This is a genomic window from Curtobacterium sp. PhB25, assembly GCF_004365375.1.
GTDB lineage: Bacteria > Actinomycetota > Actinomycetes > Actinomycetales > Microbacteriaceae > Curtobacterium.
In genome coordinates, this window is sequence record NZ_SODR01000020.1 from 1 (window position 1) to 10,267 (window position 10,267).

13 protein-coding genes and 1 pseudogene are annotated in these 10,267 nt (G+C 63.5%); 9 read left to right on the plus strand and 5 right to left on the minus strand.

Features of this window, described 5'->3' with window-relative positions; all coding sequences use genetic code 11:
* The first annotated feature begins 253 nt into the window (after nucleotides 1–253).
* Both EDF51_RS19450 and EDF51_RS19455 read left to right on the plus strand, forming a co-directional pair.
* Nucleotides 254–1,573 (plus strand): ATP-binding protein, encoded by a 1,320-nt coding sequence (locus tag EDF51_RS19450; protein WP_166673604.1) that lies wholly within the window; start codon nucleotides 254–256, stop codon nucleotides 1,571–1,573.
* A 1-nt stretch (nucleotide 1,574) separates the two neighbouring features.
* Nucleotides 1,575–2,162, plus strand: coding sequence for a hypothetical protein (locus EDF51_RS19455; protein ID WP_134196228.1), 588 nt, complete (start codon nucleotides 1,575–1,577; stop codon nucleotides 2,160–2,162).
* A gap of 87 nt (nucleotides 2,163–2,249) precedes the next feature.
* On the opposite strand, the pseudogene EDF51_RS19460 reads toward EDF51_RS19455, so the two are convergent.
* Nucleotides 2,250–2,354: pseudogene (locus EDF51_RS19460) on the minus strand (histone-like nucleoid-structuring protein Lsr2); the annotation flags it as partial.
* On the opposite strand from EDF51_RS19460, the gene EDF51_RS19465 reads away from it, so the two are divergent.
* On the plus strand, nucleotides 2,313–2,603 hold the full coding sequence (locus EDF51_RS19465) for a DUF4411 family protein (RefSeq protein WP_243650180.1): 291 nt from the start codon (nucleotides 2,313–2,315) through the stop codon (nucleotides 2,601–2,603). The pseudogene EDF51_RS19460 and the gene EDF51_RS19465 overlap by 42 nt on opposite strands.
* Nucleotides 2,604–2,696: 93 nt before the next feature.
* Here EDF51_RS19465 and EDF51_RS19470 read toward each other — a convergent pair whose 3' ends face one another.
* Nucleotides 2,697–3,803, minus strand: coding sequence for a hypothetical protein (locus EDF51_RS19470; protein ID WP_133939179.1), 1,107 nt, complete (start codon nucleotides 3,801–3,803; stop codon nucleotides 2,697–2,699).
* A gap of 208 nt (nucleotides 3,804–4,011) precedes the next feature.
* On the opposite strand from EDF51_RS19470, the gene EDF51_RS19475 reads away from it, so the two are divergent.
* Nucleotides 4,012–4,272 (plus strand): hypothetical protein, encoded by a 261-nt coding sequence (locus tag EDF51_RS19475; protein WP_131847705.1) that lies wholly within the window; start codon nucleotides 4,012–4,014, stop codon nucleotides 4,270–4,272.
* Nucleotides 4,273–4,356: 84 nt separating this feature from the next.
* Here the strand turns inward: EDF51_RS19475 and EDF51_RS19480 are convergent, their stop codons facing one another.
* A complete protein-coding gene (locus EDF51_RS19480) occupies nucleotides 4,357–4,665 on the minus strand; it encodes a DUF4190 domain-containing protein (protein ID WP_165901517.1) in 309 nt (102 codons plus the stop codon).
* A gap of 155 nt (nucleotides 4,666–4,820) precedes the next feature.
* Here EDF51_RS19480 and EDF51_RS19485 point away from each other — a divergent pair, with 155 nt between their 5' ends.
* From EDF51_RS19485 to EDF51_RS19495, 3 genes are all read left to right on the plus strand, one after another.
* The gene (locus EDF51_RS19485) at nucleotides 4,821–5,165 is read left to right on the plus strand and encodes an Lsr2 family protein (RefSeq protein WP_131847701.1); all 345 of its coding nucleotides are present in this window, start codon (nucleotides 4,821–4,823) and stop codon (nucleotides 5,163–5,165) included.
* Between the two features lie 222 nt (nucleotides 5,166–5,387).
* Nucleotides 5,388–6,245 (plus strand): 3-hydroxyacyl-CoA dehydrogenase, encoded by an 858-nt coding sequence (locus tag EDF51_RS19490; protein WP_131847699.1) that lies wholly within the window; start codon nucleotides 5,388–5,390, stop codon nucleotides 6,243–6,245.
* A 225-nt stretch (nucleotides 6,246–6,470) separates the two neighbouring features.
* On the plus strand, nucleotides 6,471–7,385 hold the full coding sequence (locus EDF51_RS19495) for a helicase associated domain-containing protein (protein WP_166673605.1): 915 nt from the start codon (nucleotides 6,471–6,473) through the stop codon (nucleotides 7,383–7,385).
* Nucleotides 7,386–7,452: 67 nt separating this feature from the next.
* Here EDF51_RS19495 and EDF51_RS19500 read toward each other — a convergent pair whose 3' ends face one another.
* Nucleotides 7,453–7,908: an aromatic ring-opening dioxygenase LigA gene (locus tag EDF51_RS19500; protein ID WP_243650175.1), complete on the minus strand. Its 456-nt coding sequence runs from the start codon at nucleotides 7,906–7,908 to the stop codon at nucleotides 7,453–7,455.
* A 28-nt stretch (nucleotides 7,909–7,936) separates the two neighbouring features.
* On the minus strand, nucleotides 7,937–8,278 hold the full coding sequence (locus EDF51_RS19505; RefSeq protein ID WP_131847695.1) for an Lsr2 family protein: 342 nt from the start codon (nucleotides 8,276–8,278) through the stop codon (nucleotides 7,937–7,939).
* Between the two features lie 106 nt (nucleotides 8,279–8,384).
* Here EDF51_RS19505 and EDF51_RS19510 point away from each other — a divergent pair, with 106 nt between their 5' ends.
* Complete coding sequence (locus EDF51_RS19510; RefSeq protein WP_165901515.1) at nucleotides 8,385–9,416, plus strand: PDDEXK nuclease domain-containing protein; 1,032 nt, start codon at nucleotides 8,385–8,387, stop codon at nucleotides 9,414–9,416.
* A 441-nt stretch (nucleotides 9,417–9,857) separates the two neighbouring features.
* The gene (locus EDF51_RS19520) at nucleotides 9,858–10,070 is read left to right on the plus strand and encodes a hypothetical protein (protein WP_132100958.1); all 213 of its coding nucleotides are present in this window, start codon (nucleotides 9,858–9,860) and stop codon (nucleotides 10,068–10,070) included.
* The last annotated feature ends 197 nt before the right edge of the window (nucleotides 10,071–10,267 follow it).

A 10,267-nucleotide genomic window follows, 5' to 3' on the forward strand; every position in this document is an offset into this window, starting at 1 on the left:
TGTTGCACCACCCCTAGACCCTCGCACACTCCTGTAGCAAAAAGACGAATCGGCACCTCAGAACCACGCGTTTCGACCTCCCGAGCCGATGTTGCACTGGGGTATACCCCAGCTCCGCATCAGAAGCCGACCGAGGGGTATCCGACCACCCGAGCTTTCGAGCATGGAGGCGAACCTTCGATCACGACCCGGCGTTGCGGTGGTGCATGGAGATGTGAGCCGCTATGTTGAATCCATCTCAAGAAAGAGACCCATGATCACTACGCTACGCATTCGAAATTTCAAAAGTTTTGTCAATGAGTCGGTTTCACTCTCTCCATTCACGATGATTATCGGAGGAAATGGGGCCGGCAAGAGTAATTTCTTTGACGCGCTACGCTTTTTGAAGTCAATCGGCGAGAATCGTCCGATCCGTGACGCCATCGAAGGTCACGCTCCTCCGGGTGCTATTACACCAACTATCTCTGGAATTCGTGGAGGGGGAGCTAACGCAACGCATTTCCTTGCGGACAAGCCGAACTTCCTCATGGAGGTAGAGGTCCAGCTGGAGGATCCTGACGAGACCATTTTTTATATGATTGAAGTTGATGCGCAGCGACACCGTGTCGTTAACGAACATCTGTCGTCCAGTGCTCACCCGGGTCAGTATGTCTTCAGCACACAGCCCGAGACTGGTCCTCTCGAAAACAATCCAGACGCTCCGTCGATTGCTGCTAGATTCCATAAAAACTCGCCAGGCCTAAATCCCAAGCGAGAATTCTCGCCAAATGATTTCATTTTATCGCAGTTTGTCAGTAGACGTGCGGAAAGTCGACAAAATGAGGAGGTGGCTGATCGCCTACGGACTGAGTTGGCGTCGATTTCTCCGCTCGAATTGCAACCCGATGTGCTCCGGCGTTACGCGCCGATTGGTCGCTTCGAGATGGGAGAACATGGTGAGAACTTCGCCGCCGCGGTATGGAAGCTCAACTACGACGCGGAAACTCCACGATTTTATCTGGATGGAAACAACGAGGCCGGCCACGAGTACGAGTACGATGAAGACGCGATCTCACGGCGTGATGCTGTACTCGCTTGGCTGAACCAAGTCACGCCGCGGCCGATCACAGCTCTCGAAGCGGAGGCTTCGCCGACTAACGAAGTCGTGGTAACTGTCCACGAAGAACCGTATCGGCAACCAATTGCGGCGCCTTCGCTCTCTGACGGGACCCTGCGCTTCGCCGCACTCGCCCTAGCCTCTGTAGGCCAGCGCGGACGACGCACGCTGTTAATTGAGGAGGTTGAGAATGGAATTAACCCGTCTCGCATTGCACTGCTTGTGTCGATGCTGGAGCAGGTAACGGCCTCGGATTCGAATGTTCAGGTGTTCGCCTCGACGCACAGTCCATCAATTCTTGACTATCTGGACCATGACGCTGCCGTTCGGTCGGTCGTAATCGGTTGGAATCCTGCAACTTCCTCTTCGCAAGTACGGCGTCTCGGAGACCTGCCAGGGCTCAAGGAAGCAACTAAGGGTGCTCGATTAGGGGACCTTCAGGAAGAAGGATGGCTCCAGGAAGCGGCAGGTCTTTGAAATGAGTTTCAAGGTAGCTGTCGTTTGTGAGGATCACACTCTTGATCAGTATGTCGTCGTGCCTATCATTCGAGCGGTTTTGAGCGCTGCCGGTAAGCCGCAGGCGGTTGTGCGTGTCGTCACAAGTCCCCAGTTGCGTGGCATCAGCAATGTCGAGACTGAATTTGAAGCGATTGCAACTAGGTATTCTGCAATCAATGACATGGTCATATTTGCACTTGATCGTGATGCTTTGGATGGGCAGGGCGGTCGGGGAGATCGTGCCGCCAGCTTCTCGGCGAAGGTCGCTTCACTCGAGCCAGCGATCCGAAGCAAGGTTGAAGTGGTTCTGGCTGTTGAGGAAACTGAAGTGTGGGCCTTATGGGGTGTGCGATCGGACATCAAAGACTCCTGGGCGGTGGTTCGCGGAGAGCGTGACAGTAAAGAACGCTACTTCGACCCATTCGTGACACGGGGAGACATGAGGCAGCCTGGACAGGGCAGAACACGCTTGGTCAGCATGTCTATAGACCAGGGGTGGAGCTCACTGTCGACTGGTTGCCCAGAACTAGCCGACTTGAAGACGCGCGTCGCATCTAGGGCCGCGTAGCTGACATAAGAGCGCGGTATCGGCCATGGACGAGAATAGCCGGCCACCCGAGTGGTGGCCGGCTATTCTGTGCCTGGGGGAGTGGCCTCAATGTGTGGCGTCGTACGCGTCACGGACGGCCTGACTGATACGGCCACGCGAGGAGACATCGTGGCCGTTCGCGTTGGCCCACTCGCGGATCTTCGCGAGCTCGCGGTTTGGGCCAACGGCGGCCAGTTCACGCAAGCTGCGGTTGACGAGTTCCTGGACGTGGCTGACTACTACCTGGTCGCCCACGCCGCTGCCCATGGCCATACCGTCGTTACGCACGAGATCTACCAAGCAAACGCCCGCAAACGAATCTTGATCCCGAATGCGTGCGAGGCTCTCGGTGTGCCCTACTGCACGACCTTCGAGATGCTGCGCTCCCGATCCGTTCGGCTGGCGCTCGACGCCGCTTAGCGGCTGACGATGGCTCTCGTTGCACCGGGCGTCGACGACTGACTGGGAAGCGGAGCGCGGAGCCGAACGAAGGCGTCGCCTCCAGGGTGGGATCTAGCGCAGCGCACGGAGAGCTGCGGCGACCCGTGCACGCAGAGACATGCTGCGTTTCCCGTGTTGCAGCGCCTCGAGGTCGTCGATGCGGCGTTGCGTGGTCTTCAGGCCCCGCGTGAGGTCGTCTGCGGCGACGCGTGCGATCGCCCCTGACAAGGAGAGTTCGACCACCCACTGGGGCAGTCGAGCGGGCGGACGGTGGAACAGGGCCGGCAGCAGTAGCTCACCGATGGTGACGGCGAGCAAGCCGTATGTCGCTGCTGGTGCCGCGATCGCGAGCCCGGTGTTCACGAGGAGCACAAGGGCAACGTAACCTGCGAACGAGAGTCCGCGAGTCCAGAGCCGGCTTGCACGGGTCGGGGCTTCGATGGTGCCGGCGTTGATCTGCAGAAGCATCAGCAGTCCGGCTGACGTACCGATCACTCCGACGAGGAACCCAGCCATGAAGCCTCGCCCGACGATGAGTTGCACGACGCACCCGGTCACGATCCCGGCGACGACGCCGTAGCCGATGGTGACCAAGTGGGCGGTCCAGATGTTTTTGCTTGGTCGCGGAAGCGCACCGAGACGCTGAACGGTGATGTCTCTTGCCTGACGTGCGGCGCCGAGTTGAACATGGTGGGCGGGGACGATGAAGCGGCCGACCTCGAGGCCGAGCACCCAGCAGAGGATCACCATCGGAATCACCACGACCAACGCCGGCAGACGGTGTGGATTAACGAAGGTCGCCGCGACTGCGAACGTCCCGAGTGTGAGCGCTGATGCCGCAAGGAGGACGCCGAATGCTCCGACGCTCCGACGGATCCTGCGGCGGTGCTCACTGTCGGTGAACGCGGCTTGCCCGCCGATGGAGATGCCGTAGAGCACCAGCGTGACCGTGGAGTACGTGAGCAACGCATTCACCGTGGTGTCGCCTAGTGCGACGCCCCACTCCGGCATCCACGTAAACGTCGGTGTTGACGATCGGCTCTGGTCGGGGAGGCTGCCCGCGATCATGCCCCCAATCCAAAAGATGCCGACCAGGAAGCTCAAAGTGATGGCGTACACGGCTCGTCGGGGGATCGGGAGGCTCTCGGGTTCATCAACTGAGGTGTCTGCTGAAGGCATGCTTCACCGTCCCGACAACCGCCGACATTCCGTAACCCGGTGCCGGCTGGTCGCTTCCACCCCCGCCAAGACGTTCCGAGAAGAACTATTATCGGAACTGACCCGCCGGCAGTAGGTGATTAGTTTCGAGGCAGCAGACGGTTCACGCTGCGAGGGCGCGGGCGCGCGTGTCTGCGGGGGTTTGGGGCTGGGGGGGTGGACTGTGCGCATGTCGCCTCGTATCCCGCAGCTTCCGTACACGGTCTCGGTGCACGGCCACCGGCTGCAGCTCGAGTTGGTGCCGTCGCAGACGGCGCGGAAGACGTGGCACGTCACTGAGCAGCTCGGCGCGCACCTGGTGGGGCAGCCGCCACTGCATTACGAGGGCGGCACGTTCAGCACGGACACCTCAACGGGCACAATCACCGATGCTGACTGGGGTGTCGTGCTGATGCGTGCGTTCGGGCGCAGCTGGTCACCGCCGAAGTAATCCGCCCGCAGAACAGCTCACCGTCACGCCAAGGGTGCCTGGCGCAGCGGTGAGCTGTTGTGGGGCCTTGCTGATGTTGTCGGTTCAGTAGCTGTAGGACGGTGCGTTCGCGGCGGCGGCGAAGATGACGATCCCGAAGACGATGGACAGCACGATCGACAGGGCGCTGATGATGATGCCGGCGAGAGCGAGCCCGCGGCCGCGTTCACCGGTGCGCTTGATCTGCGTGAGCGCGATGATCGACACGACCAGCCCGCCAATACTGATCACGAACGCGAGGATGAAGCCGACGATCGCGAGCACGCTGTACCGGTCCGACTGACCTGGCGACTGCTGGTAGGGCTGGGCGTTGCTGTTGTAGGGGTTGGGCTGGGAGGGCGTGGCGTCGCTCATCGCGTCGCGTCCTTTCATGATGGGATATCCACGATCTCCACCGTCTGAGAACGGCGGAATGTCGAGGGCGCAGGGCCTTGCGCGAGTCATAGCATGGCGGTTCTGTGGCTGTCGTGCACATCGTGTTTTCGCACCGGAGTGCTACACAAGAGGGCATGGCACAGAAAGTCACCACTCACCTCGTTGACGACCTCACCGGCGACATCATCGAGCACGGCGGGAAGAACGTGACCTTCTCGTTCGATGGCAGCCATTACGAGATCGATCTGTCCGACGACAACGTGGAGCAACTGCGCGAAGCGTTCTCGGACTACGTCGCCGCCGCTCGGAAAGTCTCCAGCCGCGGTGGCCGCGGTGGCCGCGGATTCGGCACCACGCAGCGCAGCAGTCCGGACGAATTGGCGAAGATCCGGGAATGGGCGGCAGCGAACGGCCACGAGGTGGCGCCGCGGGGCCGGATCAGTCAGGCCGTGAAGGATGCGTACGACGCCGCTCACTAGCAAAGCCTGCTCTGCTCTGGTTACGCCTGACGTCTTCGACTCCGTTGCTCCGCGGAAGCAGTCGTCCAAAAAGCTGCTGGGCAGCCGCGCTTGAGGACATCACCATCTTCACAACTGGCTCTACGACCACGAGCTCTGTGTTTGGCGCGCCGGCCAGGTGCTGTGCACTGGAGGTTGCCCGGGCCCGGTGGTCTTCTCCGACTGCGGTGCGACACTGCTGACATGACGACTTTCAGTGCGGTGACCGTTCTCGGTGCCGGTGTCCTCGGATCCCAGATCGCGTTCCAGACCGCCATGCACGGCGTCCCGGTCACGCTTTACGACATCGACGATGATGCCGTCGCCGCGGGACGACAGCGTTTGGACGCGATCGTTGAGCAGTACGTCGCTGATGTCGGTGAGGACTACCGAGATGCGGCCACAGACGCTGCGGCCGGGATTGCGTTTGCGACGGATCTCGCGGCGGCGGTCGCCCGTGCGGGCCTGGTGATCGAGGCAGTCCCCGAGCGTGTTGACCTCAAACGGGAGGTGTATCAGCAGCTCGCGGCGGTCGCGCCCGAGGAGACTGTGTTCGCGACGAACTCGTCGACGCTGCTGCCGAGCGCGATCGCCGACGCCACTGGGCGACCGGACCGGTTCCTCGCCTTGCACTTCGCCAACCACGTCTGGCGGCAGAACACTGCCGAGGTAATGGGAACTGAGCAGACCGACCCTGCCGTGTATGAGCGGGTCGCGGCCTTCGCCGAGGAGATCGGCATGGTGCCGATCCGAGTCCGGAAGGAACAGCCCGGCTACGTGCTCAACTCCCTTCTCGTTCCGCTCCTCGACGCAGCATCCCAACTTGTTGCACGCGGCGTCGCCGACCCGGAGACCGTGGACACGACCTGGCGGATCGGCACCGGCGCACCGGTCGGCCCTTTCCAGATCTTCGACATTGTGGGCCTGCGGACAGCCCACGCCATCGCTAGCGCCTCGCCAGACGCGGGCGCCCAGGCGTGGGCTGCCTACCTGCAGTCGGAGTACCTCGACAAGGGCAAGTACGGCGTCGAATCCGGTGAGGGGTTCTACCGGTACCGCTGAACGAAGCGCCACTTCCTGAGCCACGCCCCACACGCTGCCCGCTAATCGGTCCGGAGTATAGGGGCACGGAGGAGGCCGACCGCGGCAACTGCGCCGACGGTGAGGACCAGCAGGCCGAAGATCAGCCGCCCCGAGTGCGGGCTGCTGCTCGGGGAGCGTCGACCGAGTGCGGGCTGGAGCATGTGCCAGCGTCGCTTGCGTTCGTGGGTCGGCACAATGGTGAGCGTGAGCGTGGACGTGCTGGTGGTGCGGTGGGAGCGCATGTTCGCGGCGGTGGTGTCGTTCCGTGATGAGTACCGGCACGTCGACATCCCGCGGTCGTTCTGCCGCGGCGCGGGAGCGTCTCTAGGAGCGTGGGTTCATCGGCAGCGGTCGTTGGCGGCCGCGGGCGAATTGCCGGCGGACCGGCGAGAACGACTCGAGGCAGTCGGGATGCGCTGGTCGTTGTCGGAACGCACCACTGGCATCGCGGCGTTCGCGGCATTCCAGTGCACAGAGGGACATGGGTTGGTCCCGCACGTGTTCACGACCGCGGACGGGTTCCCATTAGGGACGTGGGTGCAGTCCCGACGTCGGCAATGGGCGAAGGATCCGGTGAACACGGTTCGGTTGTGGCCGGAGTTGGTGGATCTCGGGTTCGTTTGGCAGGTGCGTGACCGCGACGCCGCTTGGGATGCCGGCGTTGCGGCGTTGACGCAGTACAGCCGTGCTCACGGGGACCTGGCGGTGCCGCACTGGTTCACAACCGCGGACGGATTGCAGTTGGGGCGGTGGGTGGACTCCCGCCGCGTCGAGTACCGCACGGGTGCGCTGCTGGCGGCCCGGGTGGAGCAGCTCGAACGACTCGGGATGGTGTGGCGGCTCCGCCTCCCGGCAGATGACCCCGCGCGGCGGCGCCGCGAGGATGTGCACTTCGCCCAGATGCTGCGCCGTGTCCAGGCCTGGTCGACGCAGCACGCGGGAGAGCTGCCCGCTGCGCGCGTCGTCGATAGTGACGGGATTGCGATCGGGCGGTGGCTGATCCGTCAGCGTCAACTTCACCGGGACCACCGGCTCGCTACCGACCGGGTCACGCAGCTCAACGCATGGAACGGCGCTTGGAGCTGCCCGAGGGAGCACATCGACATAACTGCGCCGTAGCGGCATTGAAAATGATGCGGCCGGATCGTCACGTGATGACGATCCGGCCGTGAGTTGTGTTGAGGGGTTACTTCCCGAGGCGGCGGAGGGCGATGCCGAACAGGGAGGTGACGAGGCCGAGGCCGATGGCGAATGCGGCGGTGCCGAACGAAACCACGGAGGTGAACAGAGATGCCCGCAGGAACGATGCGTTCATGATGACGGCCCGGTTCGGGTCGTCTTGGGGGAGTTCGGCGAAGGTTTTCCCGTCGCTGATCGCGGTTGCGTGCGTGTTGATGATCTCGGCTTGCGCGTAGGCGGTGAGGGGGCCGCGAACGGGGCGTTCGGGGAGGAGCTTGCTGTCGGGGGAGACGGTGATCTTCTGCGCGGTGAGCTCGGCGGAGATCAGGCCCCACACGACGGCGCCGGTGGTGCTGAGGATGCCGCCGGCGAGGATACCGATGGTGCCGATGTTCCGAACGGTGCGGACGTGTTGACGGCGAGAGCGAGTCATACGGGGAGTTCCTTCTGCGGTGTCGGACAAGTGCCACCCGTTGCGGGCGCTGAGGGTGTTAGTGGGCGGCGGTGTAGGCGTCGCGGACGGCCTGGCTGATCCGGCCACGGGAGGATACGTCGTGGCCGTTCGCGGCGGCCCATTCGCGGATCTTGGCGAGCTCGTCGGGGTTGCTGCGCGGCTTGCTGCTCGAGCTGCCACGCCCACTGCGCCCCGTCACCTTGCGTGCGGCGGCAACGTAGTCGGAGAGCGCTTCGCGGAGGGCGTCGGCGTTGTCGTCGGTGAGGTCGATCTCGTAGTTGCCACCGTCGAACGAGAACTGCACGGTCTTGCCGGTTCCGTCTTCGATGGTGTCGCCGGTGAGGTCGTCAACGAGGTGCGTGGTGACTTTCTGCGCCATGATGAGGTCGCCTTTCGCTTGGGGTCATCTCCACCCTGGCATAGCTGATCAGTAGAACGCTTTGTTCGTGGTTCTTGCTGCGCTAGGTCGGGCAGACTGGGTGGTGATGTCTGATTCGTTGCCGGTTGTGTCCGGGTATACGGCTGCTCTTACCGAGCTGAAGCAGCAAGTGCGCGATGCCCGCTTCACGGCACAGCTCCGCGTCAACACGGAACTCATTCGCCTCTACTGGGGGATCGGCGCGACCATCCTGCAGCGCCAAGGCGACGAGGGGTGGGGGAGCAATGTCATTGGCCGGCTCGCGACGGATCTGCGGGCGGAGTTCCCGGAGATGAAGGGCTTCTCGCGGGCGAACCTGTTCTACATGCGCCGGTTCGCGGGGGAGTGGCCGGCGGATGCAGTTGTCCAACAGCCTGTTGGACAACTGCCCTGGGGGCACATCACCGTCCTCCTCGACCGACTCGATGACCACGAGCTCCGGAACTGGTACGCCGCCCAGGCTGCAGCGAACGGGTGGTCGCGGAACGTGCTCGAGCACCAGATCCGCTCCGACGCGCACACGCGGCTGCAGGCGGCGCCGACGAACTTCGCCGAGGTCCTCCCGCCGGGGGACTCGGACCTGGCGCAGCAGATCACGAAGGACCCGTACGTGTTGGACTTCCTCGCCCTCGACGGCGACGCGAAGGAACGCCACCTCGAGCAGGCACTAGTCGACCGGATCATCGACACCCTCCGCGAGCTCGGCGAGGGGTTCGCGTTCGTGGGCAGGCAGGTGCACTTCGACGTTGACGGGGACGACTTCTACGTCGACCTGTTGTTCTTCCACGTCGAGCAGCTCCGGTACGTGGTGATTGAGCTCAAGACCGGGAAGTTCAAGCCCGAGTACCTCGGCCAGCTCGGCTTCTACGTCGCACTCGTCGACGACAAGCTCCGCCGACCCCAGCACGCCGACACGGTCGGCTTGCTGCTGGTCGCGGACAAGAACGACGCCGTCGTCCGGTACTCACTCGGCGCGCACCAGACCCCGATCGGTGTCGCCAGCTACGACCTCCTCCCACCCGCGGTCCGGGCTGCTCTGCCTTCGGAAGTCGACCTCGCAGCTGCACTGACGACGGAGACCGACACCCTCGAGCCCTGACCAGGAGCGCGTGCACCAGAAGCCTCCCCGCTGTGTCTCATGGAGGGAACCCCGGATTCTCGCAGGAGCTCGGCTTGGCCGTGGGCTGTGCGGTAGCGGATCGGCTTTCGGGCGGTGTTGCTCGAGGGTGGGGACGGGTGGTGGTGGCGTATCCGGTTCGGTCGGTGTGGTGCTGCCGGGTTGGCTCCGAGTGCTCGCGGCGCGTTACGGTCCGTCAGGGACGTGTGCGATGTCGTACATGACGGGGAGTGGGGTGGGTCGGTGGTGACGGGAGTGCTCTGGGAGGTGCGGTGTGCTTGGCATGATTGCCCGCTCCGGGGAGTAGTCGCGGTTTCGTTTCGTCCGCACGCGGTGGGGCCGTCGGGGTGGGCGTTGACGGTGTGTGAGCATCATGCTGTTCCGGTTCCCGAGAGCGCGGCTGGGCAGGGATGGGGTGTTGGTGTGAACGCGTTGCGGTTGCGGGGTCGGTCGGAGACGGAGTGGGACATCATCGAGAGCCTGACGGACCGGATCGTCGGCCGGGTGATTCTCGAGAACGGAGCGTTCTTCCTCACCGATGTCGACGGTGAAACCGAGGTCGGCGCGTTCTACCGCCTCGAGCCAACCGTGTCGGCTGCGGCGGCCGTCCTCGGAGGACGCTTCCTCGATCCGTGACCGTGGGTCTACGGTCGGTTCATGTCGACGTCGTCGGACGAGCTTGCAGCGGTGGGGATCGATGTTGGCGCGCAGAAGCCGGCGGTGGCTCGAGCGTTGGAATGTATCGGGTCGCGGTATCGGGGGCGGCTGACAGCGCCGGAGATCGCGGCGGCGAGCGGCTACAGCAAACGGGGCCTGCAGGAAGCGTTCCAGCG

Excerpts from the sequence above, each read along its gene's own strand:
- EDF51_RS19505 (WP_131847695.1), bottom strand. The coding sequence starts at position 8,278 with ATGGCGCAGAAAGTCACCACGCACCTCGTTGACGACCTCACCGGCGAC.
- EDF51_RS19490 (WP_131847699.1), top strand. The coding sequence starts at position 5,388 with ATGACGACTTTCAGTGCGGTGACCGTTCTCGGTGCCGGTGTCCTCGGA.
- EDF51_RS19510 (WP_165901515.1), top strand. The coding sequence starts at position 8,385 with ATGTCTGATTCGTTGCCGGTTGTGTCCGGGTATACGGCTGCTCTTACC.
- EDF51_RS19450 (WP_166673604.1), top strand. The coding sequence starts at position 254 with ATGATCACTACGCTACGCATTCGAAATTTCAAAAGTTTTGTCAATGAG.
- EDF51_RS19485 (WP_131847701.1), top strand. The coding sequence starts at position 4,821 with ATGGCACAGAAAGTCACCACTCACCTCGTTGACGACCTCACCGGCGAC.
- EDF51_RS19480 (WP_165901517.1), bottom strand. The coding sequence starts at position 4,665 with ATGAGCGACGCCACGCCCTCCCAGCCCAACCCCTACAACAGCAACGCC.
- EDF51_RS19475 (WP_131847705.1), top strand. The coding sequence starts at position 4,012 with ATGTCGCCTCGTATCCCGCAGCTTCCGTACACGGTCTCGGTGCACGGC.
- EDF51_RS19470 (WP_133939179.1), bottom strand. The coding sequence starts at position 3,803 with ATGCCTTCAGCAGACACCTCAGTTGATGAACCCGAGAGCCTCCCGATC.
- EDF51_RS19455 (WP_134196228.1), top strand. The coding sequence starts at position 1,575 with ATGAGTTTCAAGGTAGCTGTCGTTTGTGAGGATCACACTCTTGATCAG.